Consider the following 26,299-nt stretch of genomic DNA (forward strand, 5'->3'; position numbering starts at 1 on the left):
ATTGTACCGAGATACAAAAAATGAGTATTTTCGTAATGCTGCCGGTACATACGAAAATACTCATTCTATTTTTAGCTGAATCTTCTGCGAATGAAATCATTAACCGTTAATTTACGCATATCAAAATTCAGATTCTCTTTTGCAATAACCGAGCTGGCATACATGGCCAGTTCAGCCATACGTTTTGCCACCTGGCAGACCAGGGGATTATAGGATTCAAGAGGTTCTCCGCATTCTACCTGAACAGCCACACATGCTCCTCCGCATAAGTGCTTTGCCCAGCAATTCTTACATTCTGTACGGTTGTATACAGTTCTGTCAAAGAACATCTGCCGCTTCTCATTAAATCCATCTTCTACATGACCAATGATATAATCATTATTTCCAATAAAGCGCATGCAGGGATAAATATTTCCTTTAATATCCACGCTGGCAAAACCCAGGCCGGAACCGCAGCCGTAAACTCTTCTGATTCCTTTGCTTACTGCATCTACTTCTGAAACAAACGGGTAAATATTGTACTCTTCACCACTTCTGAGCTTTTCCAGGAAGGTTTCCGCCAATTCGTCATATCTTTTAAAATAATCATCTAAATCTTCCTGTCTGTATGATGTTTCCTCATAGGAACCCAGTGCCGGAGTGAGGGCCACACATTTAAAATGCATGTCATCAAGCATATGATTCACAATTCTCGGTACATCCGTAACGCCCTTGGCGACTGTCGCCCTTGGAATCAGCCCGGCCGGATCCACTTCTTTTAAAAGAATTTCCACATTCTCCGCCAGCATGTCATAGGAACTTTTCCCATTGGCTGCAGGCCGGTTCGCATCGTGAATCTCTTTATCCCCGTCGATGCTGATCTGCAGTCCGATGTCATGATCCTTGATCAGCTGCACCAGTTCCTCATTTAGAATTGTTCCATTGGTACTGATTGTGATAAATATCTTTTTGTCATATTCTTTTTCAAGATCCTGGCACCGGTTAACAATATACTTGACAAGCGGAATATTGGTTAACGGTTCTCCGCCAAATAAGTTTAAATTAAGTACTTTTGACTGTTTGGCCTGATTTAAAAACCAGTCCAGGGTTTTGTCAGCCATCTCCCTGCTCATAAGATCACGTTCGCCATTATAACTGCCGGTTGCTGCAAAACAATACTTACATCTTAAATTGCAGTTGTGAGAAACATTCATGACCAGATTAATGACTTCCTTGTCCCGTTCGATTTCTATTTTTTCGTAATCCGGCTCCTCATCACAGAGGAAACCAAAGGATTCAAAATCTTCCAGTACCTTTTGAACTTCTGCAGCCTCATATTTTTCCAGAATTTCGTCTGCAGTCGTTTTGGAATTACCAAGGTAATCCGCAACATCACAGTATATCTTTTCTACTGAATAAAAATTGGAGTTATTCACATCCAACAGAATATTCATGCCATTATGTGAAAAATGATAGGTATCAATAAAAAACTTATCTTTTTTTACTGCCGTTAAAGTATCTCCCATATTTCCCTCCTGCCTTTTTACAGGCAGAACGGCTGATTAGCCGCTCCGCCGCCACTAAAATGACCATTGTCAAGCATGCATATCTATGTAGGAACCTGAGTCAATTAAATACATGCAACAGCACCTGAATCACAACCGCTATTAACGTTAGGATCTATGTTCTTATATTCCTCTGTGTTTACTTTTGTCATTGCTCTCACCTCCTGACTGGAACCCTTCAGCAGAAATACCCATTTCTGCCATGGGAATGATAATTTTTTTTTGCTTTTCAATGAGTCATTTTATTTTTACAATTAAGCACCTGACTTGTTACTTAATTGTTGATAATATGATATCAAATACCCGTCTTAATTCAACACAATGCGGATATCTCGGTATCCACAACGTTTATTTAGATGACCGGTCCATTTCATGCAGAATGATTCCCTCAAGCTCTTTGACATCGTCAATAAAGTCTACCGATAGCCAGTTTCTTAAATCTTCAGGAAGCAATTGGTATTCCGGCCAGGCCTGCTTAGGCAAAACAACTTTTTGAATCTCGTGTTCCTGAACAGCGCACAGTTTTTCTTTTAACCCGCCTACCCGCAGCACCCTGCCTTCTAAAGAAATTTCTCCTGAAAATGCAATTGGCTGCAGAAACCTTATGTTTCTAATGACGCAGATAACTTTTACCAAAAAAGCCAGACCGGCCGATGCACCGTCCTTATATAATTCCTGTTCATAAATATTGATGTAAAAATCATGTTTCATAAAAAAACCGGGAGGTATTTTCCAGTTTCTAAAATTTGCCTTTAAATATGTAAATACCACCTGAACGGATTCTTTCATGAGATTTCCAATATTGCCGGAAAATCGAATATTGCCTTCTCCCTTTATGACCGCCATTTCGATTGGCAGGAGAGTTCCTCCCCATCTCGTCCATGCAATGCCAATTCCCTGAAGAGATTTTTTTCTGATCTGCTCATCAAATACATAGCAGCCGCTTCCGATCATGCGGAAAATCATCTTATTTGTAATTGTTATTTCTTTTTCCCTGTCATTACCGCCCTCATAATGGATGGTTTCATATAAATTTCTGATCAGCACGGATAGATAATTTATCCCGGCTTCTTTTGTATAATGCTTGATGAGAATTTCTACCGAATGATCCGGCAGATAAACATTCTCTAAACTCCACTTTTTCTGGTATTGTTCAATGAGTGTTCTTGCATAGGAAAGCTTTTCTGACACAGATAAAGAGCCATACAAAAACACACGGAAACAGGCACTCATCGCTGTATTGGTTCCAAGAATTGCCGTCGATGAAAATACAAAAATAACATTGGCTGTATTTTTCATGGAGTTAATTATTTCTATAAATTTTTCCACTTCATTTTGATAACTGCCATTGTTAAGAGGTGTATTGCCTATATAAAATAATACAAGGCTTTTATCCCTGCACATATCATGAAATGCATGATTTTCAATAAAATCTGAATAATCTACCCCTATAAATTCCCGGTCTAAATCAATACAAATACGCCTCAGTAATTCCTTTTTTCCGATTCCTGCCGGACCGTTCATACCCAAAAAATAATTTTCTCCTCTTTCAGCCCCTAATGCATGACACAATTTTAAATACTCAAAAATCCCTTCCCCCCAGCTCATACCTGCCATGTTGTCTTCCCGTATCATAATTTAATCCACTCCATAAGCATTATTCCTTTAATATCATCTGAACCGGTGTATAATTTATCTCTCGGAATCCGATTTCTTTACTTACCGGAAGACCTTTTTTTGTCACTTCCATATTGAGCAGTTCGATCCCCTTCTTCTTTGCGTATTCTGCAGACATTTTTAACAGAGAGCCTGCCAGCCCCATTTTCCGAAATTCAGGCTTTGTATACCCGTTAATGGGAACTCCCGCAGTCCCTTTTAAAAAATCGGGGTGGGGAAGGCGGAAATAATAAGCCGTAAAGCTGGTTGATATGATTTCTCCGTTGTACTCTGCTACAAAAGCATCCATATCTTCATTTAGGTGGGTATGGAAAAAAGCCGTCAGCTCCTGTTCTAAATTACGGGCCTGATACACTGCTTCTTCTCCTAAATCCTCAATTAAATAAGCAATACGCATGGAAACAAGCTGTTTAATATCTGACATTTCTGCTTTTCTAAATAGAACATCCATCATGTTATTCTCTTTCCTTTCCTGGAAAGCTCTGCCCCAAGCGCCAGAGCTTCCAGCATTTTTTTCCGGATCTCGCCGGAGTACCGCTTTATCAGTATTTTCTCTATATCTTTCTCAGAAATAAGATGTCTGCCGCCGGAAAAAACAATCCCCAGCATAATAATATTGGTATTCCTCTTAATCCCGTTTTTCTTCCACTGGTTTTCCAGATCATAACAATTAAGACTAATATCAGATCTGATCCTGTTCTCAGACAGAAGAGCCGCTCTTTCAGAATCATCTGGCGCCTGTGCTATCCCTGAACCCTTTAAATATCTCTGATTACGCACAGCTTCGGCCAGATCCATGGAGATTACTTCGTCTGCCTTCCCAACAGGAATAAACGGACTGTGGATTTGTTCTCCAATCCGCACGTGGCTCATTACGCTCCCGCCTCTTTGTGCCATCCCTATGGTTTCCGCACTCCGCACTTCCAGCCCTTTTTCCATAGCTGTTTCCAGAATCAGCCTTGAACATGTGATGACTCCCTGCCCACCGGTGCCTGCTATGATAAATTCATTCATATCTTCCTCCTATCTGCAGGATAGCCTGCCGTTTACACACCATGGTGCACAGGCCGCAGCCATTACAGTCCGTTTCATCAATTTGTATAAGCCCATTGTTTAAGGTCATTGCCGGACAGCCTATTTCCTTAATACAAATTCCGCATCCATTGCAAATGGATTCTTCTATCTTTACCTGTTTTTTTACAGTCTCCTTCTTTTTACAGGGCGCCCGGAATATAATTGCCTTAATTCCGTCTAAGACCGCCGTTTTTCTTACAATTTCTATACCTTCATTCAGAGCATAAGGAGATATTATGGAAATTTCAGAGACGCCGAGTCCAGCCAGAACCTGTTCTATTTTTACAACCTGGGGAGACTGGCAGGAAACCGAGCCTGTTTCCGGCGTGGGTTGTCCGCCGGTCATGGCAGTAGAACGATTATCCAGGATAATTATGGTCAATTTCCCATTGTTATAAATTCCATTTAAAACCCCCTGTAATCCTGAATGAAAAAATGTGGAATCACCAATAAATGAAAAAACCGTATCGTCTGGATTGGCTTTTTGTATTCCGAGACCAATTGTAATCCCTGCCCCCATGCATAAACAGGTATCCACCATGTTAAGCGGCTCTGATTTCCCCAGTGTGTAACATCCAATATCACCGCAGAATACTGCCCTCTGGTCTTTCATTGCCTGCTTGACTGTATAAAAGGCCGCTCTGTGAGGACAGCCTGCACACAAAACTGCCTTCTTTCCTGCAGCAGGTTCCCGGGCATCAGGGTGGTTTTCAACAAGTTTTGGAATTTCAAATACTCTCTGTAAAAGAAGAATGATCTCATCAACCGTATTTTCTCCTGCTGTCTTAATATCTCCGGACATTTTTCCATAGATTACGGGAGCCGTTAATCCTGTTTTTCCATACAAATAGTATATCTGACGTTCTATCACTGCATCCAGTTCTTCAATCACAACGATTCTGTCTATTTTGTCCAACAGAGAAATAATTCCGGATTCCGGCAGGGGAATGGTTGCTGCCTGCAGGAAAATATATTGGTCTTCCTGCAAATTCAGAAATTGGACTGCCTCTTTTACATAAGCACAGTTGACACCGGAAGCAAGAATAAGGGTGCTCCCCGTCCCATACTGCCTGCTGTACGGAAGAGATTCAAATTCTTTCATCAGATCAGCAAATCTTTTTTCCACTTTCAGGTGATTCAAATAGGACAGAGCAGGAAAGCATACCCATTTATTATCTTTTTCAAAACCTTTTTTCACTGGTACCAGGGGAATTTTATTTCTGCTTACTCCGGCATAACTATGGCATACCCTGGTGGTGGGCCGTAAAATGACCGGTGTACTGTATTTTTCTGAGATTTCAATAGCCATTTGTGTCATCGTATATGCTTCTTCCGGCGAAGATGGATCAAATAGCGGAAGCTTTGAATAAAGGGCAAAGTTTCTTGTATCCTGCTCTGTTTGGGAAGAAACAGGACCAGGATCATCTGCAACTACGATCACCAGCGCCCCCCTGACACCTATGTAAGACAAATTCATAGCAGGATCGGAACAGGCATTCAGACCTACCTGCTTCATGGCAACAATACACCGGCAGCCGGAATATGCCGCCCCTGCTGCTGCTTCCAGAGCCACCTTTTCATTCACTGACCATTCAACATAAATATCATCCGTTTTATTTTTAAAAACAGTTTCAACCACTTCAGTTGCCGGAGTCCCGGGATATCCGCTGACAAATGTAACTCCGGCATCAATTGCTGCCAAAGCGATTGCGTGGTTTCCCATCATAAGTTCCTTTTGCATGCCTGTACCTTTCCTCCATTTTTATTGACTTCCCAGACCGATATATTCTAAAATACAACACCCCATTATCCTTTACCACTTTTAGTGAATAACTAGGTGTTCAAACCGTTTATTTGTCATTCTGTTACAAAGTCTTATCTTACTGAAAAATAAAGAAAAACCAGAATACCAAGGATTATGCGGTACCAGCCAAATACTTTAAAATCGTGTTTCTTTATATAACTCATCAGTAATTTTATAACCAGTAATGAAACGGCAAACGCGACCGCCATGCCGGACACCAGAATAAAGAGTTCCTCCCCTGTAAATGACAGGCCAAATTTCAATATTTTTATGGCACTTAAACCAAACATTACAGGTACTGCCATGAAAAATGTAAATTCAGCCGCAGTTGTGCGGGAAATTCCAACGAGCAGCGCACCGATTATGGTTGCACCGGAACGTGAAGTGCCGGGAATAATGGAAAGCACCTGAAATAACCCAATGATAAATGCGGTCCTGTAATTAATATCTGCTATTTTTGTTACGGCAGGTATGCGTTTTTTATTCCAGTTTTCAATCAGTATAAAGGCCGCTCCATAAAAAATCAGGGCTGCTGCGATAACACCGGGAGTCTGAAACCGGGCATCGATATAATCATCGAAAAGGATTGTTACAATTGCTCCCGGCACACATGCAATCACTACTTTTATCCAGATAAGAAACGTTTCTTTTATAAGAAAAGGCCTGTTTTTATCACTCCACTGGAAAGGAAACATCTTATTCCAAAACAAAATCACTACAGCGAAAATTGCTCCCAGCTGAATTATAACAAAAAACATTTCCTTGAAGCTCTCACTGGCATTGATCTGTAAAAACTGATCCACAAGGAGCATATGGCCGGTACTGCTGATCGGCAGCCATTCCGTAATTCCTTCCACAATTCCTAAAAAAACAACCTTTAAAAATTCTGCTAAAATTGAAGCCATCTAATAATTCCTCCTGCTTTTATATTTTTTATTTCTTTCTTATAATCCTCTATTATGCACAAATATGCAAGACACCTGCCGTAACAAAGAAAAAAAGCCCGTGACACGAATGGTGTCATGGGCTTAAAACCACACTTTAACGGCTTTTTTGATCTTTTTATTTGTTCTCCTTTGCCAACTCAAATTTGGAAACCAGATTTGTCATAATTAAGGACTGTCCGGACAACTCCTGGGCATACGCGGCACTTTCCTCTGCAGTGGCAGCATTGGACTGTACCACTCCGGAAACCTGCTCTATGCCGATCTTTAATTGGGAAACTGCATCGGACTGTTCTGAGGAACTGCCTGATATCTCATTTATTAATACGGAAACCTCCTGTGTACTCTTTACAATCTGTTCCAGGGAATGTGAAGTTTCTAAGGCAATATCATTTCCATTTTTCACGGCCTCAATGGATTTTTCAATCAGAGCCGCCGTATCCCTGGCTGCATCTGCACTTTTTCCTGCCAGATTCCGCACTTCATCTGCCACTACTGCAAATCCTTTTCCGGCCTCGCCCACTCTGGCAGCCTCCACAGCTGCATTCAGAGCAAGAATATTGGTCTGAAAAGCAATATCTTCCACAACTTTAATGATTTTTCCGATTTCGGTTGAAGTTTCACTGATCTCATTCATTGCCTTCACCAGTTTTTCCATCTCCTGCTGCCCGCTGCTCACCTGATTCACTGCCTGCAGGGACATTGCTCCGGCTTTTTCAGCATTTGCGGCATTGGAACTGATGTGATGGGAGATATCAGAGATGGTAGCCGCTATTTCTTCAACAGAACTGGCCTGCCTTGTGGCTCCCTGCGATAACTGCTGGGATGATTCCGCCACCTGCTCTGAACTGCTGTTTACTTCTCTGGCGGAAACTATGATTTCTCTGAATGCCCTATTTAACTGATCCGTGATCTGGTTTAACGATGTCTGTATTTCAATAAATTCACCTTTGTATTCCACATCAGACTGCACGTTTAGGTTGCCGGCAGAAACCTGCTGTAAAATATAGGCTATTTCCTTAATATAGGATTTAAGGGAACTTATCATATCAGCAATACTTCTTGTTAAAATGCCGATTTCATCCTTACTGTTATGTATATGAACTTCACTTTCCAGATCTCCGTTTGCCAGAAGTTCCATCCGTCCGGTTATTTTCTTTATGGGGTTTGACAAACTGTTGGCCAGGGTAACGCTTGCGATTATGCCGATTATAATTAAAATGCCGGATGAAACCAGCAGCAGGATAATGGTATAAATGATAGAAGCGGTCATTTCCTTAACAGGTGCTACCACTCCATAGGACCAGCCGTCGGAATTGCTCACCGGACCATATGCACAGATTCTGGCTCCTGTCTCATATTCATACCGGTCTACTCCCTTTTCCCCTTTTATCATTTTATTATAGACTTTTGATGCATTTACCAGGGAAGGATCTGTTTTTGCCTTTTCTATAAAATTTTGTCTTTCCTCAACCAGATTTGGACGTTTATTGGCAACGAAGGTACCTGTGCTGTCCAGCATAAATACGTTGCCCGTCTTTCCAATTACAATATTTTCAATAATCCTGCTGAAATAAAGACTGTCTAAAACACCGATTACCACACCGGAACCAGAGGGCAAGGGGGAACATACGTAAAATACCATCTGATTGTCCAACGCTTCCGTAGAGGAAATAGTGGTTTTCCCATTTAAACTGTCTGTGAAAAAACGTTTTGCTGAAAAATCCTGTCCATCCAGAGTTTTATCCGTACTGGATAACTTCCCATCCGGACCGGCAACCGCAAACGTTTTAAACTTTGTATTTTTTAACGCTGAATCCATGGAATTAAGCTTTTTATTCAAATCACCCGACTTCACTTCACCCAGCTGACTGGCAAGACTTTGTGCCTGTTCTTTTAACAGGCTGATCTCTGCCGCCAATGCAGTATCTGCAATTTCTCCCATTGCATTCATGTCACTTTTCGTATTTTCCGTTATGCTGTAATAACTGGCACTGATTCCTGTAATTACATTGACGGCTGAGGTTACAAATAACAAAAGAAAAATAACAAAAAACAGTTTACCTTTAATCGTCTTCATATGCAGATATCCCCTTGTCGTAATCTTTGAATATAATAAATATTATACATTGGAATCAGTAATTTTACAAATATTTATTTCAAAATTCGACTAAATTTTACAAATTATTCCACGATCAGACTGAGCACGTCCCGCCTCATGGAATTTGGGGCTGATGTCTCCGGTTCTCCTATTCGCAGCAGCATCTGTATGGTCTGGCCCTGGCCTGCGTAATCGTATCTGAAATCATCATATGGCTGTTTCATCTCCGGATATTCTTCCAGCACCTGACTCAACGGCTGCATGGCAAGACCAAGGGTATGTCCGGTAAGAATCATCCTGCTGTAAAGCATACCGCTTAGCACCTGGTCTGTCCGGCTGTTACCGCTTGTGGTTATGACAGCATAGGCGGGTGTATGGTCAACGGCTGTTTTGGTATAATGAATAAAGTTTTGGGATGCACCCTTTCCTTCATTTATTGAAGGAAACAAGGTGATTAATCCCTGCAGCAGATACCGTCTGATACCGGAAGCTCCCTGTCCTTCAACGGAATACCCCCAACGGTATTTGTTCTTCTCTCTTTCATTTGCACGGAATATTCCATTGGATTCGTCCATAACCCTGGTTACTCCGGCCTCGGTCTTTGCGCTTTCCATGACATAGTTCCCAATTTTATACAGATCAGCTTTTCCTGTATAGAATTTTATAGACAGCCCGTTCTCATCCGGCAGTTTGGTAAGCTTTGAAATCTGTAAAGAATCAGGGGCTTTCTTCTTATAATTTCCCCGGTTTGTATCTGCCAGAAACATCCCGTTATAAAAAGGACTTTCTTCCGGCTTAGCGGGTGAAAGTGTGATCTTTGCAACCGGTTTTTTATCCATGCTGCTTAAAAGATCTCCTTCCTCATACTCACCCTCTGGAAAAACCGCGATATCCGCATGAAATCCTTCTTTTTCTCCTGCAACTCTGACATATTCTAAAAACGTTCCCTGAGTGATCATCATCTGCCGGTAAAGGGGATCCACCTCTTTTGTGGTCCTTAAGCTGTCTGCATATAAGTAAAATACCATGGGATCAGCTTTATCCAGCTTCACTTTCCACGGCTGCATATTATGGTTGTTTGCAGCAAGGAGTCCGGCGGCTGCCAGCCGAATTCGTGGATCTGTATACTTTGCTGCATAATTTTTATCCCATGGTTCTAAATAAGACTGCTTCATAAATCCTCCGCCAAGAATGAATAATCCAAACATAATCAATAAGATCAAACCGGCAGCGCTTTTAAAGATCTTAAAAAGATTTTTCCTGCCTGTCCTGGTTTTCATACCCCACGCTCCTTTCCGGTAACAAGCCGGAGTAAAAGCTTAAAGCACTCTTCTAAGAATTCCTCCACGGTAATATGGTGATAATTCTCCAGATAATCCTTTTTCCTGCGGCCTGCATGAAAGGCTCCTATGGTAAATGACCATAAAATCAATGCGGTTTTCTCACAGTCCATATCACTTTTAAGGCTTCCGTCATTCTTTCCTTTTCTTAACGCTTCAGTAAGATAAAAAAGAACTTCTTCACCCAGACGGTAACACTCTTCTCTGGAATCCCCGCTGACTCCCTCCTGATTGCCTTCATCCTTTGTCTCATACTCCATAATTGCCTTAAAGTAGTCTTCATATTTTTCACGGAAGGAAAATAAGGTGTAAAAAATACAGCGAAGCTCTTCCAGTGCACTTGCTGGTTTTTCTTTTTCAAACCCTTCTTCCAGCATCTTGAGAAGCTTTCTGTAACCTCTGATCATAATTTCAAAATAGATCTGTTCTTTGCTGTTAAAATACACATAAACAGTTCGTTTGCTGAATTCCGCTTTCTTTGCAACGGCATCCATGGAGGAATTCTCATAACCGTTTGCAAAGAAAACTTTCTCAGCTGCATCAATGATATCCTTTCTCTTAATTTCTTTCTCCAGTCGCTTTCGTTCTTCTGCTCCCAATTGCTGTTCCTCCTGTAATTCCGTTATTTGCAAAAGTAAACTTGCAGTTTACTTAATACTATAACAGTTTACAGATTATGTCAATCCCCACATATGATTTAACGGGCCGCTGCCCTTACCGATATTTAACTGGTCATTTAAAGCTCCTGTAATATACGCTTTGGCATTCTTTACGCTCTGTTCCAGGGAACAGCCATTTGCAAGGCTGCAGGCAATGGCAGAAGACAGGGTGCATCCGGTCCCATGCGTATTGGGATTGTCAATACGTCTGCCTGTTATCCATATCATTTTTTCTTCTGTATACAAAAGATCATCGGAACTCTCTGTTAAATGGCCGCCTTTTATCAGGACTGCACAGTTCAGCTTTTGAAAAATTGCCTCCGCAGCTTTTTCCATGTCGCGTTTGCTGCCGATTTTCATATTCCAAAGTGCCTCCGCTTCCGGAATATTCGGTGTGACAAGAAGGGCCATAGGCAGCAGTTTCGTAACAAGCACATCCATTGCCTTTTCAGAAAGCAGTTTCGAGCCGCTGGTTGATACCATAACAGGATCAACTACCAGATTTTTCACGTTGTATTCTGTTAACTTTCCCACAATCGTCTCTATAATCCCGCTGTTTGAAACCATTCCGATTTTCACCGCATCCGGAATAATATCTGTAAAAATACAATCCATCTGCTGTCCTGCAAATTCAGGTGTCACATCCATAATTGATGTAACACCTGTGGTATTCTGGGCGGTCAGCGCCGTTATTACACTCATTCCATATACCTTGTGGGCAGTCATTGTCTTTAAATCTGCCTGAATACCGGCGCCGCCGCTGCAGTCGGAGCCCGCAATTGTCAAAACCTTTTTCATAAAACCACCTCCTTTGCCAGCGATAAAAGGGACTTCACTGCCCTTTTCTTATCCCGGGCGGCAAATACTGCGGAAATCACGGCTACTCCGTCAATATTACTCCCTTTCAGCTTTACGATATTATCCTCATTAATTCCTCCTATGGCAATTACCGGAATGGATACAGAGCTGCAGATTTCTTTCAGAGTCTCAAAGGAAACAGGTCTGGCATCGGTTTTCGTAGAAGTTTCAAAGACTGCTCCAACCCCGATATAATCTGCACCGTTTTTTTCAGCCAGAAGTGCCTGTTCTTTTGTCTGGGCGGATACTCCAAGTATCTTGTCCTCTCCGATCAGTTCCCTGCATTTTTTTGCCTCTAAGTCCTTCTGTCCTACATGAACCCCGTCTGCTCCCACAGCCAGGGCAACTTTTATATTGTCATTGATCACAAAGGGGATTTTATACTTTGATGTAATTCTTCTAATCTCCTTGCCTTCGGCTACAAAGCTGTCAAAATCAAGATTTTTTTCCCTCAGCTGGATAAAGGTTGCTCCTGATTCCAGGATTTCCTCCACCTGCTCATGAAGCCTGCCGCTGCCAAGCCACGTCCGGTCAGTGACCACATACAAAAGCATGTTTTCTTTAGATACATTCATACTTTGCACCTTCTTCCAGCATTTTTTCATCCAGTCTGCTCATTTCATCAATCAAAAGCATACGGTATGTACCGGTGCCTCCATGAAGTTCACACAGTCTTTTATATGCCAGTTCCCCGCATACTCCCATCCCGCATACGGCTGCTGCAGATGCGTGAAATATATCACCGGGATTGGCACCAACAAAGCTTCCGGCAACAGCAGAAAGCATACAGCCCGTCCCAGTGATTTTACTCATCATGGAATGGCCGTTTCTGATTGCAAACACATGGTCCTTATCCGCCACCAGATCAATGGCACCGGTAATCACAATGACGGAACCGGTTTTTTTTGAAAACGCTTTTGCAAAGTCTGCCACGCTTTTTAAATTGTCCTCTGTCACTTTATCCGCTTCACAGGCATCTACTCCCGAGGTTCTCCCTTCTCCTGCAGCCAGAAATTTAATTTCAGATATATTACCTTTAATCACGGAAAACGTTATCTCTTCCAAAAGCTGAAATGCTGTTTTATTCCGATATGCTGATGCCCCGGCTCCCACAGGATCCAAAACAACAGGCAGGCCGCATTTATTTGCTGTTTTTCCTGCTGCAGTCATGGACGCAGCCGTCCTCTCATTAAGAGTTCCCATATTGAGCACCAGAGCGGAGGAAATAGCAGTGATGTCACGGACCTCATTGATGTCATCCGCCATAATCGGCGATCCTCCGCTAGCCAGTATGATGTTGGCGCAGTCATTTACAGTCACATAGTTTGTGATTGCATGAACCAGTGGCACATTGTTTCTTACATTTGTAATGATTTGTTCAAACATTTTCTTACTCCTTTTCCTGGTTTTGAGGGAAAAAAATGAGATATGCCAAGAAAGACATATCTCATGATATTCAGTAAGAGTGGCTGTCCCTACGTTGGCATTACCCAAATCAGGTTAAACGGGTCGAAGTTCTTAACTTCCTCTCAGCCGGGTCACCAGCTCCCCAAAACTATATTGATTTTTCTCGATTTTAACACAGCAGACATCCGAAGTCAATTCAATCTGATTACATGATTGACAAAAAAATCAACCAGCTCCGGATCAAACTGCTTTCCTGCCCCCCGGATCAGTTCATTTCTTGCATAAGATACCGGCATTGCTCTCCGGTAGCTTCTGTCACTTGTCATGGCATCGTAGGCATCGGCAATGGATATGATTCTTGCAAACAGAGGTATATCTGTTTTGCTTCTTCCCTTTGGATACCCCTTCCCATCCCACCGCTCATGGTGGCATAAAACGATCTCTGCGATCTCCGACATATTGGGGGAGGTGTTTAATATGCGGTATCCGATTTCTGAATGCTTGCGGATCTCCTGATATTCATCCTCTGTTAAAATACCAGGTTTATTCAGCAGCGCTTCCTGAATTCCGATTTTTCCGATGTCGTGAAGCAGCCCGGCTGCCTTAATCTTCTTAATATCACTGTCAGACATCCCCATCTGTCTTGCCATTGTTTCGCAAAGATCTGCTACCCTCTGGGAATGCTGTTCCTCTCTTGGATTCTTTTCATGAAGGGTGTTTAATATAATCTCCAGGGTTTTGCTTCTTCTGCTGTAAGCCTCATATAATTTGTTCTGATACATCTCATCTTCTGCCAGCTTTACAGCATTCTGAACGGATAAACCGGAATCCGTTATAATGCAATAGCCGAATGAAACTGACAGCTCGATTCCATTGATGGTCTCGCCCGCACATTTTTCTTTTAATTCCCGAATGTACTGTTCTGTCTCCGCTTTCTCAGTCTTTTTTAAAATAATAGCAAACTCATCTCCGCCTACACGGCTGATCAATTCCCCTTCCTTTTCCGAATCCGCCAGTATTTCAGCAAACCGTTTCAGCATAAAATCTCCGTATTCGTGGCCAAAGGAGTCATTCACCATCTTTAATCCGTTGAGATCGGAAAAAATAACGCTCATCGGATAATTCCCTTCCTGGTTCAGTTCTTTCGCCTTTTTGTCAAAATACCTTCTGTTATGCAGTCCGGTCACCTGATCATGATAACTGATTTCTTCAATTTCCCTGATATAGTTATGAGTTTCCGTTATATTTCTGGCAATTGCTATGACTTTGTCATCAAACCATTTTACAATCCTGAGTTCATGATATTCCGTGGCCTTGCCGCTTTTCCATTCATATTCAATCTTCTGGTTCTCTCCAGTGAGAAAAACCTGGCTGATCAGTTCCCTCCCCTTTGCCGCGATACGGCGGGGCATCACATCTTTTATATTTTTACCGATAAACTCATCCTTTTTAAAAAACAAATGATCCGTATCCCCGATGCAGTCAAGAAATACCCCTTCTTTGGAAATGACGAATACCGTGTCCGGAATGGCTTCCATAAGGGAATTCGCATATTTCAGACTGTGATACATCTGGGTCTCCCGCTCGGTTAAGACCTGATTCTGCCGGATCAGCTGTTTCTGGGAATCTACATTTTCACTCAGGGACTGCTCCAGCTTTTCACTGTTCTGTTTTATCTGCTGCTTCATTTCTTCAAGAGACTTTCCTATTAATCCGAATTCATCTGATCTTGTTACCAGTTCACTGCTTACTTCCTGGTCGAAACGGCGTTCTCCAATGCTTTTTATTTCACTTAAAATAGCGCTTACCGGACGGTCAATAATTCTGTCCGTGAGAATAAAAACTGTGAGTGACATAAACAGCAGTGAAAGTCCGAATATCCATATGAATGTGTCTGACAGCTGACGTAAAGGCCGGTTAATGGAGTTCTCCGGAATCTCAAAGACAATTTTCCAGCCCAGATCATTGAGATTTTTATAATACAGGCTGATCTTTTGTTTATTATGATAATAGGAAGTACTTCCATTCTCATTGGAAATGATTTCAGTAACAGCTGCAAGAAAGGACTGATTTTCTGAATCGTATACGCTGCCTTTTGCCTTTACCACGGCTTCGTTCTCCGCAGCAAGATAGGTTCCTTCCCTGTTAATAATATAGGTCGTACCGCCAAAACTGGCAATGTAATCAGAAACAAATTTCTGCATGGAGGACAGACCTACATCCACAGTTACGCAGCCGATATATGTTCCGTTTTCGTCTGTAACAGGTTGGGAACAGGTAATCATATACAAATTGCTGGTCTGGTCATAGTACATATCGGTCCAGACAGTCTTATCCGTCTTTTTTGCAAGAGTGTAGTAATCCTGGGAAAAATAATCGTAATCAGAGCTGCTGTAATCGAAAGTAGGTATAATCCGGTCACCGTCCCTGTACACATAAGGGCCCATATATTTTTGGGACTGGTTATACACATAAGGCTCAAACCAGAATCCGGCTCCCAAAATAAACGGATTGTTTCTGACAACCGGTTCTAAAATATGAATGTAATAATCAGGGGGATGATCTTTGTACCCATGCTCCGCAAACACTGCCAGTACCCGTGATATTTCAGCAGCATCGTTCATATTTTTTTCTATAATATTTTTCTGTATTTCCTTTTCTGCAGAGATTCTGTCACTGGTTTCATGATCAATGATCCTCTTTGCTGTTCGTACACTTGCACTATAACTCAGCATGATGACCGCACATAATACCGGAATAACCATCAGAAGCATCTTCATTCGTATATGGCTAAGCATACCATCACCTCTATCATATGTATTCTGATTCATACCATTTATCTGTCAAACCATTCCAGTATTCTTTCAAATATTTTAATTATATTATCGTCAGGTTGTCAAGCTGAATTAAAGTTGCCTGTCATAAAAATTTATGATTCATTGAAACAGAACGGGATTACCGCCGGCTGCTCAGACTATAATATAGAGTAACCAAAAATACCGAATGCAAATGCTGCATCCGGTATTTTTGGTCATTTATCAAGTCTCATCACTTTTTTAATCAGGAACCGCAAGGGTTTATAGGTAATCCCTTCCATGGATTTTGCTACCTGCGTCATTTCCTCGCTGATCTTAATATGCTGGGGGCAATGGGATTCACACTTCCTGCATTTTACACAAAGAGATGCATTGCGTGGTTCCTTCTTAATGCTGGTCTGCATGATATATTTGCCTCTGGAAGCTAATTTCCCCTCTATCTCCATGTCATTATAACAGGAAAAGCAGGTTGGGATGTCCACTCCCATAGGACATGGCATACAGTAATTGCAGCCGGTGCAGGGGACTTTAATTGTCTGATCAAGAATATCCTTAACCTGTTTAAACAGGTTAAAATCAGCATCTGTAAAGGCGTTTACCTCAGTTTCTGATGCTACCCGGATGTTTTCCTTTAACATCTCCATGGAATTCATTCCCGACAGCACAACCGTAACTTCCGGCTGGTTCCACAGCCATTTAAATGCCCACTCTGCCGGTGACCGCTTCACAGGAGCGTTGTTCCAGACAGACTCCACCTCTTTTGGCAGATTCGTCACCAGCTTTCCGCCTCTTAAAGGTTCCATAACCATTACCGGGAGCCCCTTGCCGGAAGCATATCGGATTCCTTCTATGCCGGCCTGTCTGTGCTCATCTAAATAATTATACTGAAGCAGACAGAATTCCCATGGGTAGATGTCCACCAGCCGGATAAATTCATCCCTGCCGCCGTGATAGGAAAAGCCGATATTAAGTATCTGTCCCTTTTTTTTCTTTTCCCCGATCCATTCATTTACACCCAGCTTTATTAACCGGTCCCATACTTTGGTATCCGGCAGCATATGGATTAAATAATAATCAATGTAATCCGTTTTAAGCCTCTCTAACTGGGTTAGAAAAACCTTGTCAAAATCTTCGTATTTTTTAATGGTGTGGGGAGGCATTTTGGAGGCAATTTTCACACGTTCCCGGTATCCGTTTGAAAGTACTCTTCCTAAGACAGCTTCGCTGTTGGGATAAATATAAGCGGTGTCAAAATAATTGACTCCATGCTCGATTGCATAAATGATCTGCTTCTCCACCTCCTTTTCATCCCGGCTGAATCTCATGCAGCCAAAGCCCAGTGCCGAAAGTTCGTCCTGATTTTTGGGATTAATCCGATACTTCATTTATTTATCCTCCTTTTCTCGGGTTCTATCCCCATTATACTCGTTTTTCAGGACATGGCAATGGAAGAATCTTTTATTTTACCACTCCCTTTTTCAGGATAATATTGGCGTATAGTTCACTTTCGCCTGTCATAATGACAACAGAGGAGTGATTTTTTGTCCGGTCGTAGAAATCCCACTTATCGATTTCTTCAAAACAGGCAGCTCCCCTCTCATCATGCTTTGCTACAATTTCCTTATATTTGTCCCAGATCGGAGTCTTTACGTCATCTCCCGGAACCACTCCCATCAAGGTGACCGGGTGTTCCACATAGGTATCAAGGGGAAACAGCTGTAAGATCGCATCCAGTATTTCCGGCACTCCGTGTCCATCCATACGGATCACTTTTTTGCCGTAAGTATGGCCCGGAAAATTCCCGTCTCCGATGGTAAGCTCATCGGTATGGCCCATTTCACATAAAATCTTTAATAACTCGGGACTGATAATGGAAGGTATTCCTTTTAACATAATATTTTTCTCCTTTTCTCAAAGAGCGCTCTCCTTTCAAAGGAGAGCGCTGCATAATTAATCGTATAAGTTCTGTGAAATCTCACTGCTGTCCATATTGTCTTTGTTGTACCACTGGCTTCCTGTGTCAGCATCTGCAACGGATTCTCCTTTTGCAGCTGCAACCGCCAGTTTTACGGTCTGATAACCGATTTCAACCGGGGCCTGGGTAACAGCGCCTGCCAGTTTTCCGGATTTGATTGCATCTTTAATCATGGTTCCGGAGTCAAATGCAACTCCAATCACATCTTTTCCTAATCTTCCTAAATTCTCGTCACCAGTAATCAGTCCTTCACCGGTCTTCTGGTTGGAAGCGAAAATACAAATGGTATCCTGTTTGTTTAAAATAGTCTGGGCATCGGTAGTCATCAGGGAAGCTTCTACCTTTGCAGGAACCGCAACATCAAGTATTACATCTGCTGTACTGCCTTTGTCTGTCTTGGAGTCCGTTACAAACTTATCATTGCCGGTGATGCATACGGTTTTTCCGTCTGCTTTTATCAACTCTGTTATTTTGTCAATAAAGCCAAGACCACGGCTGATAATGGACTCAGAGGTTGCATCCTGGTTGAGCACGCCGATGCGGACACTTGCCGATGACTTTGCAATTAAGTCTTTAATAAGGGGATAGGTATTCTCAGCTGCAACTTCTCCTGCCTTGTAATTATCTGTAGCTGCATTGGCAACAACAGCTCCCTTTGGTGCATCCGGAACACCGGAGTCAAATCCGACAATCGGAATTTTTGCATCCTGGGAAGATTTAATGCTGTCGTTAAGAGCTGAAACATCAAGCGCTGCCAGTCCAATGGCTGCCGGCTTCATCTGAACCGCATTGTTCATCATCTGAACCTGCTGGGCGATATCTGATTCTGAATCCGGTCCCTGAAATTCCAGATGAACTCCCAGTTCTCCTGCCGCCTTCTGTGCTCCCTTATATACTGCCTGCCAGTACTGGGACTGAAAGCCCTTTGCTACCATGTAAACCGTCATGTCTTCCTTGCCTTTTGCAGCTGCCTCTGTTCCTGCCTGTTCACTCTTGCTTTCTGCTGCTTTCGTACTTCCCGCATCATTGGTTGATGCTTTGCCTGCGCAGCCGGCAGTCAGTGATGCCACCATAGCTGCTGTGAGTAAAACGCCCCATACATTTTTTTTCATTTAATTGCTTCCTCCTGATTTTATTTATGTAATTTCTTACGAATTACACTGCGCTCAATTCTTTCTCCTGTTGCGGTACACATCTGCAAATACAGCAACGATGATAACCAGACCGGTGGCTACCTGCTGGTAGTGGGTCTGAAGTCCCACAAATGGGAGCCCTGTCTTTAATACGGAAATAATAAATACACCGATCATGGTTCCTGCTATGGTTCCGATACCGCCTGACATGGAGGTTCCGCCGATTACAACGCCTGCTATGGCATCCATCTCAAATCCGGCTCCGCCTCCCGGCAGCAGCGTGGAATAAATAGTAGAATAGGCTAGACCTGCAATTCCTGCAAAGGTGCCGCTGATGATATAGGCAATGATTAAATATTTATCCACATTTACGCCGGATAATCTGGTTGCTTCTTTGTTGCTTCCAAGAGATAAGATATAGCGGCCTGCTTTGGTTTTGTTCATTACCACTGCCATAATAACTGCGGCCGCAATCAGGAACAGAAAACCGGTTGGAATCAGGATTCCGCTCTCTGTTTTAATTTTAAATATGGCGCGGTACCACCCTTCCGGATCGGAACCTGATTTCCAGGTAACTGACTGGGCTCCTGTGATGATGGAGCCGATTCCTTTAGAAAGCATCATGGTTCCAAGTGTTGCGATAAAGGGCGGAAGCCCAAGTTTTGCGACCAGAAGGCCGTTTGCAACGCCGAAGGCAGTTCCGATCAGAATACAGATAATGATCACAAGCCATATGGGAAATCCCATGTTTACGCTTAAGTATCCCGCTACCAGACCGGACATGGTAAGCACTGTGCCGATAGACAAATCAATCCCGCCGGTTGCAATGACAAAGCAGATACCGATTGCCATGAAGCCTATATAATAAGAGGCATCAAATATATTTACCATAGTGTTATAAGTTGCAAATCTGGGATTCATGATTCCGAATGCCACGTAGATTACGATAAGAGCCAGCAGTGCCACCAGTCTCTGGGTTCCTATTGCCTTAACAAGCGGGTTATTTTTCAGTTTTTCCATTGCTGACCTCCTGATTTCTCATGGTAGCCGCAGCCATGATCCTCTCCTGCGACACCTCTTCTATTGGGATTTCATCGGTGATGCGTCCTTCACACATTACCATGACCCTGTCACTCATCCGCAAAATTTCAGTCATCTCCGACGAGATCATAATGATGGATTTCCCCTGTTTTGCCAGCTCATTCATCAGGTGATAGATCTCGCTTTTGGCTCCGACGTCTATTCCTCTTGTGGGTTCATCAAAAATCAGAATATCGCAGTTTCTGATCAGCCATTTGGCAATAACCACCTTCTGCTGATTTCCTCCTGATAAATTCACCACCAGCTGGTCTACGCCCGGAGTCCTGGTATTTAACAGATGAACATAATGCTCTGCCTGCTGATGCTCCTTCTTCTTATCGATAAAGAAGCCTTTCATAAATGACGAGAGGGAAGCCATGGTAGAGTTTTCCGCAACGGATTTATAAACCACAAGTCCAAAGCGCTTCCGGTCCTCTGATAAATATCCGATTCCCTGACTGACTGCATCTTCCGTCGTCTTTATGTCAGCTCTCCGTCCATTGATGAAGATCTCTCCGCCGTCTTTTTTATCCGCTCCGAAAATAGCTCTGGCCGTTTCTGTTCTGCCTGCTCCCATTAATCCGGAAAAGCCCAGAATTTCACCCTTTTTCAGTTCAAAGCTGACATCCTTTACCATTTTCCCGGCGCTTAGATGTTCCACCTTTAATACTACGGGAGCATCCTCTTTAACACTGCCAGCCTGCTTGGGCTCTTCGTAAATCACCCGGCCTACCATCATATTGATGATGTCATCCTTTGTACAGTCTTTGGTTGTCAATGTACCCACATAAGTCCCGTCACGCATGACAGTCACCCTGTCTGTAATCACTTTAATTTCATCCATCCGGTGGGATATGTAGATGATCCCCATCCCTTTGGAACGCAGATCCCGGATAATTTTAAACAGCTCTTCAATCTCTGTCTCCGTAAGGGCTGCAGACGGCTCATCAAATACGATCAGCCTGGCTTCCCTGGAAATCGCTTTCGCTATCTCACACATCTGCTGCCGCCCTACGGTTAAATTCCCCATGACCTCCGAAGGATTGATCTCAATATTCAGCCTCTGAAACAGCTTTTGCGCTTCTTTATTCATCATGGAGTCGCTGATGAATCCTCCCTTCATCATTTCCCGGCCGATAAACAGATTCTGGGCCACTGTTAAGTGATTCATCATATTCAGTTCCTGATGGACAATGGCAATTCCGGCTTCCTGTGCCTTGCCCGGAGTGGTAAAATTCACTTCCTGGCCCTCGAATTCAATGGTACCGGAATCCTTAGAATAGATGCCTGTAAGAATTTTCATCAGAGTGGATTTTCCTGCTCCGTTTTCTCCCATCAGCGCATGGACCTCTCCTGCCTCTACCTCCAGATCCACGTGATCCAAAGCATGTACACCAGGAAAGGACTTGTCAATTCCCTTCATTCTCAGCATAACTCTGCCCACATTCTCACTCTCCGCTTCTTTTTTTGTTTTGAACCATGTGCTTCGTTCTCATGATTCCATTATATCGGAATTGAAAATTTCTAATATAGAGGATCTTACAAAAAAAGAAGAAGATTTTACTTTCTTAAAATGGGAAGAGCAGCTTCTGATTCTCATCGGTATAGATGTTGTCTGCAGTAATCACCTCCGTTTCACAGTAAATGTTTTTTTCCGGCTTCTTTCCCCGCACTGCTTCCACCGCCGTCTGGATTCCGATATACCCCATATTAAAAGGCTTTTGGACAATCAGGGTGTCAATGATCCCTTCTTCCAGATACTGAATTCCTTCCATGTCGTTATCGAAACCTACAACATGCACCTTATGGCTTAAATTCATCTCCTTTATGGCTCTTGCCACTCCGACTGTGGAATACAGATTCAGCCCTGCAATCAGCGTGATGTCCGGATCTGTCCTCATCAGCTCTCTGGTTTTTTCATATGCCTGGTTATAGTCGGAATTGCTGTACAGGACCATTTTAATCCTGCTTTCATCCTCCCCAAGCCCCTCTCTGAGGCCTTCCTCCCGTTCTATGGCAGTGGAAGAACCTTTTACATGGGAAATCACGGCGATCTTCGTGTCCGGTTTCACAAAATCCCGCATCTTTTTCCCCATCTGCAGGCCTGCATTTCGGTTATCCGTGCCGATGTAGCTTTCTTCCAGGTCTTTATCAAGCTTGGAATCAATCAGGATAAGTTTAATTCCGGCATCTGTCACCTGCTTTACACAGTCCGTCATTTCGGAATAACGAATGGGAGCAAGTGCGATGGCGTCAGGTTTCATCTTTACTGCTTCTTCAATATATTTTTTCTGGGTTTCATAATCATTTTCCTCTTCCGGTGCCAGTATAACCAGATTGGCCTGATATTCCTTGCCTGCGCTTTTTGCTCCGGATATCATGGACATCCAGAAGTCGTTTGTCTTGTCCTGAACCTTGGGTATAAAGACGATTTTAACTGTTTTCTTCTCCCCGAACTCATCCAGTAAAAAAACACCGGACAGGAACAGGAAAAACAATGCAATGAACAGAACCATTAAAAATGCATTTTTATGTTTCCTCATTCAGATCCTCCATCAGCCGGTAAGGAATGGTGATGGTCACTGTGGTTCCCTCCCCTTCCTTACTGTCCACGCTTAAGCCGTATCCAGGTCCGTAATACATGTTAAGCCGGTCCTGAATATTCTTCATTCCCACTCCGTTATGCTTCTGATCTGTCTTCTTCTGAAAAATAGTATTAAGAGCTTCCTTCGTCATTCCGGCACCATCATCCATAACCTTTAATACAACGGTTTCTCCCTGCCTGTGCCCGCAGATGAGAATATTTCCCTGCTCTGTTTTATACTTCAGCCCATGATACAGGGCATTTTCCACCAGTGGCTGTAAAACCAGTTTGACAATCGCGCACTCCATGACTTCTTTATCAACCCTGATATCAAAAGCCACTTTATCCTTATACCTCATCTGCTGGATCAGCAGATAATTTCTGGTATATTCAAGCTCCTGCCAGACCGTCACATAGATGTTGGAATTGCCGATTGCCTGGCGGAAAAATCTGGCCAGAACAGAGGTCATCTTTATGGCCTGTTCTGAATCTTCGGTTTCGATCAGCCAGATGATGGAATCCAGTGTATTATAGAGAAAATGAGGATTAATCTGCGACTGCAGCGCCTTTAATTCGCTCTTTCTTTTTTCCGCCTGCTCCTTGCTGTTTTTCTTCATCAGCTCATCAATCCGTTCTGTCATGCTGTTAAAGGAACGGGTTAGACTGGAGATCTCATCGTCCCCTGCTGTTTCAATACTGACCGGCTGGAATTTTCCCACCTGTACCTGCTTCATGGCTGCCTGCAGCTGCTTGATGGGCCTGGTGATTTTTGCTGACAGTAAGACTGCAAACAGGCTGGCCAGCAGAATCAGTATAAATGCGGCTCCAGTATACATTGTTTTCATAGTAAATTCGTTGCCTGCAAGCTCAGAGGTATAATTCACACCGACAATCGTCCAGCCGGTTTTTTTTGAGTGAAAAGGCGTATAGATCTTATTCTCTCCATTTTCATCGGTATGGGTAAGACTGGTTTTGCTGGCTGACACTTCTTTTAGAAGTTCCTTCTTTACCCCGCTTAAAATCAGTTGCTGCTGGGGGTGATAGACGATTTCTCCCTTACCGTCAAGGATATAGACATACCCCTTATTTCCCAGGCTGATGGATTCACATAAGTCATTGATCACGTCATAATTTAAATCAATGACCAAAAGCCCCTCCACACGGCCGGTAGCCGGATTGGGGATTCCCCTGCTTAAAGTTACCACCCATTTATAATCATTTTTCACCAGATTCTGTACGTGTGAGGAGGAAATGAGGATTTTGCTTTCTGCCATTTTCGCATCCTGATACCATTCCTTGTCCTTAAGCCGGGCCCGTATGTTCAGGCTGTCATTTCCACTATTGATAAAATATCTCCCATTATTTCCAAGAACAGCAATGTTATAGATATCGGTCCTTGCATGGAGGATAGTCTGAAACGCCTCCTTTAAATCCTCTCCGCTGTCTTTTTTATCATCAAAAAGATACCCGGTTATATCCCGGTTGTTCATAATTACCTGGGAGATATTTTCCATGTAGTCAATGTAGTTTTCGATATTGAAATTGACCTGCTCAATCAGCTGACGGCTGTTTTTTTCCGAATTATCCATAAGATTGCTTTTGGTAAACCGTATGGAAAAGAACAGGAACACCGTTACGGTTAACAGAACCAGAAGGGAAAAATAAATGATCATATTCGTCCGTATACTTTTAAACCTGACTTCGATTCTCATAGCTGCCTTTCCGGTTTTTCCTCAATCCCGCATATTCTTTCGGTGTCTTTTCCGTTGCTTTTTTAAAAATGGCGCTGAAATAATTGGCATCGTTGTATCCGCATTTTTCTGCAACTTCATAAGTCTTTAAGGATGTATTTTCCAAAAGCTCCATGGCTTTTTCCATCCGCTTTTTTGTCAACGCTTCCACAAAAGTCATGCCGGTATAGTTTTTAAAGGCTGAGCTGAAATAGCTGACGCTGATGGCCAGTTTTTCACATATCTCCTGGAGGGACAGACTGCAGTCCGAATAATGGCTGTTGATGTATTCCAGTGCTGCTATCGCCTGATGATCCCCGTAGTTGCCCCGGTTGCTGTTTACAATCTTCAGTGCCGTATGAAAAAAGTCCAGCACTTTTTCTTCCATCTGGGAAATATAAGTGCAGCCAAACAGTCCGGATATAATCTCCTGTTCTTTTAAGAAGAACTGGTCTTCCACAAGATTGAGCCGCTCCAGAAAATTCATGACTGCAAGAATCAGACTCTGGTAGATCACCACAACTTTATTTCTGGTAACCCAGTTGACCTGGCATTCCGTTCGGATCTGTGCAATCTCCATTTTAATCTCTTCTTCCAGATTGCTTCTGACTGCAAGTACAATCCGTTTTTCCCGTTCTCCTTCACTCAGTAACCCCTGTGCGCTGAGCCTGTACTTTTGAAACCTGTCCCATTCATAGATTCCCGGCTCCCGCTCCAGATAAAGATACTCCTTCATCTCCATAGCCTTTTCATAAGAAAAGCTGAGTCCGCTTAAATTAAATACACAGGTTCCCACCAGGCAGTAAACCGTTTTTCCCATTTTCTTAAGAATGAGGTCTGCAGATTCATTGCAGATTACTGCAATCTCCTTTTTCATCTGGGAGCTGTTTTTCTTCTTCACATAAAAAAGAAGCTGACCGTCATCATCTTCGGTCACAAGCACATCTTCATTCCATTTTTCCCGGACTAAGTCCGCCATCTGGGAAATTTCCTTTTTTTCTGCCTGATTCCTGGGACAAAGGAGCGCTGCGCAGTAACATTCACCGGTAAAATCAATGTGAAATTCTTTCAGTTTTTCCCCGATCTGATCCTCATGAATCCGTCCCTGCCCAAGCTGAAGCAGAAACTGGTTTTTTAAAAGGGGATAACTCCCTTCATAATAGGTTCTGACCTGGAGATTCTCCGCTTCTCCATCCAGGATCTTTTTTGCTTCCTTCAGCTTTTCAATCAGTTCCCCTGCAGTAACCGGCTTTAGCACATAGGAAAGTACATGGTATTCCACCGCTCTTTTGGCATATTCGAATTCGTCGTAGCCGGTTATAATTACCGCTTTTGTACATTTCCTGCTTTCATATAAATACTTCGCCAGTTCAAGACCATCTACATAAGGCATGCAGATATCCGTGAGTACAAGATCCACCGGCTCTTTCTCCATAAAGCTGATGGCCTCTTTTCCGTTTTCGCAGGTTCCTGCCAGTTCAAACCCCAATGATCCCCATGGTATTCTCTGTGAAATCCGTTCTCTTATCAAAATTTCATCATCAACCAACAATACCTTATACATATAACTATC

21 protein-coding genes and 1 riboswitch are annotated in these 26,299 nt (G+C 42.8%); all 21 genes read right to left on the reverse strand.

The window, feature by feature from the left end; all coding sequences use genetic code 11:
• Positions 1-71 precede the first annotated feature (71 nt).
• A complete protein-coding gene (locus tag DS742_RS19585) occupies positions 72-1,505 on the reverse strand; it encodes a radical SAM/SPASM domain-containing protein (RefSeq protein ID WP_117418656.1) in 1,434 nt (477 codons plus the stop codon).
• Between the two features lie 387 nt (positions 1,506-1,892).
• Complete coding sequence (locus tag DS742_RS19590) at positions 1,893-3,179, reverse strand: S16 family serine protease (RefSeq protein WP_117418657.1); 1,287 nt, start codon at positions 3,177-3,179, stop codon at positions 1,893-1,895.
• Between the two features lie 22 nt (positions 3,180-3,201).
• Positions 3,202-3,675 (reverse strand): GNAT family N-acetyltransferase, encoded by a 474-nt coding sequence (locus tag DS742_RS19595; protein WP_117418658.1) that lies wholly within the window; start codon positions 3,673-3,675, stop codon positions 3,202-3,204.
• Positions 3,672-4,235: a 2-oxoacid:acceptor oxidoreductase family protein gene (locus DS742_RS19600; protein WP_117418659.1), complete on the reverse strand. Its 564-nt coding sequence runs from the start codon at positions 4,233-4,235 to the stop codon at positions 3,672-3,674. Before DS742_RS19600 ends, DS742_RS19595 begins: the two co-directional genes overlap by 4 nt.
• Positions 4,228-6,036 (reverse strand): thiamine pyrophosphate-dependent enzyme, encoded by a 1,809-nt coding sequence (locus DS742_RS19605; protein ID WP_117418660.1) that lies wholly within the window; start codon positions 6,034-6,036, stop codon positions 4,228-4,230. Before DS742_RS19605 ends, DS742_RS19600 begins: the two co-directional genes overlap by 8 nt.
• A 134-nt stretch (positions 6,037-6,170) precedes the next feature.
• Positions 6,171-7,004 carry an undecaprenyl-diphosphate phosphatase gene (locus tag DS742_RS19610; RefSeq protein WP_117418661.1) on the reverse strand — a complete coding sequence of 278 codons (834 nt, stop codon included), beginning with the start codon at positions 7,002-7,004 and terminating at the stop codon, positions 6,171-6,173.
• 157 nt (positions 7,005-7,161) lie between these two features.
• Positions 7,162-9,123 (reverse strand): methyl-accepting chemotaxis protein, encoded by a 1,962-nt coding sequence (locus DS742_RS19615; protein WP_117418662.1) that lies wholly within the window; start codon positions 9,121-9,123, stop codon positions 7,162-7,164.
• Positions 9,124-9,227: 104 nt separating this feature from the next.
• On the reverse strand, positions 9,228-10,424 hold the full coding sequence (locus DS742_RS19620) for a hypothetical protein (RefSeq protein ID WP_117418663.1): 1,197 nt from the start codon (positions 10,422-10,424) through the stop codon (positions 9,228-9,230).
• Positions 10,421-11,083 carry a TetR/AcrR family transcriptional regulator gene (locus DS742_RS19625; protein ID WP_117418664.1) on the reverse strand — a complete coding sequence of 221 codons (663 nt, stop codon included), beginning with the start codon at positions 11,081-11,083 and terminating at the stop codon, positions 10,421-10,423. Before DS742_RS19625 ends, DS742_RS19620 begins: the two co-directional genes overlap by 4 nt.
• Before the next feature lie 75 nt (positions 11,084-11,158).
• Positions 11,159-11,941: a bifunctional hydroxymethylpyrimidine kinase/phosphomethylpyrimidine kinase gene (gene thiD, locus DS742_RS19630; protein ID WP_117418665.1), complete on the reverse strand. Its 783-nt coding sequence runs from the start codon at positions 11,939-11,941 to the stop codon at positions 11,159-11,161.
• Positions 11,938-12,576 (reverse strand): thiamine phosphate synthase, encoded by a 639-nt coding sequence (gene thiE / locus DS742_RS19635; protein ID WP_117418666.1) that lies wholly within the window; start codon positions 12,574-12,576, stop codon positions 11,938-11,940. The genes thiD and thiE overlap by 4 nt, the downstream gene beginning before the upstream one ends.
• Entirely contained in the window at positions 12,563-13,387 is an 825-nt protein-coding gene (gene thiM, locus DS742_RS19640) for a hydroxyethylthiazole kinase (RefSeq protein WP_117418667.1), read from the reverse strand. Before thiM ends, thiE begins: the two co-directional genes overlap by 14 nt.
• Before the next feature lie 68 nt (positions 13,388-13,455).
• Positions 13,456-13,563, reverse strand: a riboswitch (TPP riboswitch).
• A 36-nt stretch (positions 13,564-13,599) separates the two neighbouring features.
• The gene (locus DS742_RS19645) at positions 13,600-16,239 is read right to left on the reverse strand and encodes an HD domain-containing phosphohydrolase (protein WP_117418668.1); all 2,640 of its coding nucleotides are present in this window, start codon (positions 16,237-16,239) and stop codon (positions 13,600-13,602) included.
• Positions 16,240-16,439: 200 nt separating this feature from the next.
• Positions 16,440-17,609, reverse strand: coding sequence for an aldo/keto reductase (locus tag DS742_RS19650; RefSeq protein ID WP_117418669.1), 1,170 nt, complete (start codon positions 17,607-17,609; stop codon positions 16,440-16,442).
• Between the two features lie 73 nt (positions 17,610-17,682).
• Complete coding sequence (locus DS742_RS19655) at positions 17,683-18,117, reverse strand: RbsD/FucU family protein (RefSeq protein WP_117418670.1); 435 nt, start codon at positions 18,115-18,117, stop codon at positions 17,683-17,685.
• 57 nt (positions 18,118-18,174) lie between these two features.
• Entirely contained in the window at positions 18,175-19,311 is a 1,137-nt protein-coding gene (locus tag DS742_RS19660; RefSeq protein ID WP_117418671.1) for a substrate-binding domain-containing protein, read from the reverse strand.
• 54 nt (positions 19,312-19,365) lie between these two features.
• Positions 19,366-20,352 carry an ABC transporter permease gene (locus tag DS742_RS19665; protein ID WP_117418672.1) on the reverse strand — a complete coding sequence of 329 codons (987 nt, stop codon included), beginning with the start codon at positions 20,350-20,352 and terminating at the stop codon, positions 19,366-19,368.
• Complete coding sequence (locus DS742_RS19670; protein WP_117418673.1) at positions 20,333-21,856, reverse strand: sugar ABC transporter ATP-binding protein; 1,524 nt, start codon at positions 21,854-21,856, stop codon at positions 20,333-20,335. The genes DS742_RS19665 and DS742_RS19670 overlap by 20 nt, the downstream gene beginning before the upstream one ends.
• A gap of 124 nt (positions 21,857-21,980) precedes the next feature.
• A complete protein-coding gene (locus DS742_RS19675) occupies positions 21,981-22,955 on the reverse strand; it encodes a substrate-binding domain-containing protein (protein WP_117418674.1) in 975 nt (324 codons plus the stop codon).
• On the reverse strand, positions 22,942-24,708 hold the full coding sequence (locus tag DS742_RS19680; RefSeq protein ID WP_117418675.1) for a sensor histidine kinase: 1,767 nt from the start codon (positions 24,706-24,708) through the stop codon (positions 22,942-22,944). The genes DS742_RS19675 and DS742_RS19680 overlap by 14 nt, the downstream gene beginning before the upstream one ends.
• Complete coding sequence (locus DS742_RS19685) at positions 24,686-26,290, reverse strand: response regulator transcription factor (protein WP_117418676.1); 1,605 nt, start codon at positions 26,288-26,290, stop codon at positions 24,686-24,688. The genes DS742_RS19680 and DS742_RS19685 overlap by 23 nt, the downstream gene beginning before the upstream one ends.
• Positions 26,291-26,299: the final 9 nt, after the last annotated feature.

Source organism: Lacrimispora amygdalina (assembly GCF_003432035.1).
Taxonomy (GTDB): domain Bacteria; phylum Bacillota; class Clostridia; order Lachnospirales; family Lachnospiraceae; genus Lacrimispora; species Lacrimispora amygdalina.

What these genes read in the sequence shown, in the direction of transcription:
- DS742_RS19595 (WP_117418658.1), bottom strand. Translation starts at nt 3,675, where the DNA reads ATGATGGATGTTCTATTTAGAAAAGCAGAAATGTCAGATATTAAACAG.
- DS742_RS19585 (WP_117418656.1), bottom strand. Translation starts at nt 1,505, where the DNA reads ATGGGAGATACTTTAACGGCAGTAAAAAAAGATAAGTTTTTTATTGAT.
- thiM (WP_117418667.1), bottom strand. Translation starts at nt 13,387, where the DNA reads ATGTTTGAACAAATCATTACAAATGTAAGAAACAATGTGCCACTGGTT.
- DS742_RS19590 (WP_117418657.1), bottom strand. Translation starts at nt 3,179, where the DNA reads ATGATACGGGAAGACAACATGGCAGGTATGAGCTGGGGGGAAGGGATT.
- DS742_RS19605 (WP_117418660.1), bottom strand. Translation starts at nt 6,036, where the DNA reads ATGCAAAAGGAACTTATGATGGGAAACCACGCAATCGCTTTGGCAGCA.
- DS742_RS19615 (WP_117418662.1), bottom strand. Translation starts at nt 9,123, where the DNA reads ATGAAGACGATTAAAGGTAAACTGTTTTTTGTTATTTTTCTTTTGTTA.
- DS742_RS19600 (WP_117418659.1), bottom strand. Translation starts at nt 4,235, where the DNA reads ATGAATGAATTTATCATAGCAGGCACCGGTGGGCAGGGAGTCATCACA.
- DS742_RS19650 (WP_117418669.1), bottom strand. Translation starts at nt 17,609, where the DNA reads ATGAAGTATCGGATTAATCCCAAAAATCAGGACGAACTTTCGGCACTG.
- DS742_RS19655 (WP_117418670.1), bottom strand. Translation starts at nt 18,117, where the DNA reads ATGTTAAAAGGAATACCTTCCATTATCAGTCCCGAGTTATTAAAGATT.
- DS742_RS19645 (WP_117418668.1), bottom strand. Translation starts at nt 16,239, where the DNA reads ATGAATCAGAATACATATGATAGAGGTGATGGTATGCTTAGCCATATA.
- DS742_RS19620 (WP_117418663.1), bottom strand. Translation starts at nt 10,424, where the DNA reads ATGAAAACCAGGACAGGCAGGAAAAATCTTTTTAAGATCTTTAAAAGC.
- DS742_RS19685 (WP_117418676.1), bottom strand. Translation starts at nt 26,290, where the DNA reads ATGTATAAGGTATTGTTGGTTGATGATGAAATTTTGATAAGAGAACGG.
- thiD (WP_117418665.1), bottom strand. Translation starts at nt 11,941, where the DNA reads ATGAAAAAGGTTTTGACAATTGCGGGCTCCGACTGCAGCGGCGGCGCC.
- thiE (WP_117418666.1), bottom strand. Translation starts at nt 12,576, where the DNA reads ATGAATGTATCTAAAGAAAACATGCTTTTGTATGTGGTCACTGACCGG.
- DS742_RS19660 (WP_117418671.1), bottom strand. Translation starts at nt 19,311, where the DNA reads ATGAAAAAAAATGTATGGGGCGTTTTACTCACAGCAGCTATGGTGGCA.
- DS742_RS19610 (WP_117418661.1), bottom strand. Translation starts at nt 7,004, where the DNA reads ATGGCTTCAATTTTAGCAGAATTTTTAAAGGTTGTTTTTTTAGGAATT.
- DS742_RS19680 (WP_117418675.1), bottom strand. Translation starts at nt 24,708, where the DNA reads ATGAGAATCGAAGTCAGGTTTAAAAGTATACGGACGAATATGATCATT.
- DS742_RS19665 (WP_117418672.1), bottom strand. Translation starts at nt 20,352, where the DNA reads ATGGAAAAACTGAAAAATAACCCGCTTGTTAAGGCAATAGGAACCCAG.
- DS742_RS19675 (WP_117418674.1), bottom strand. Translation starts at nt 22,955, where the DNA reads ATGAGGAAACATAAAAATGCATTTTTAATGGTTCTGTTCATTGCATTG.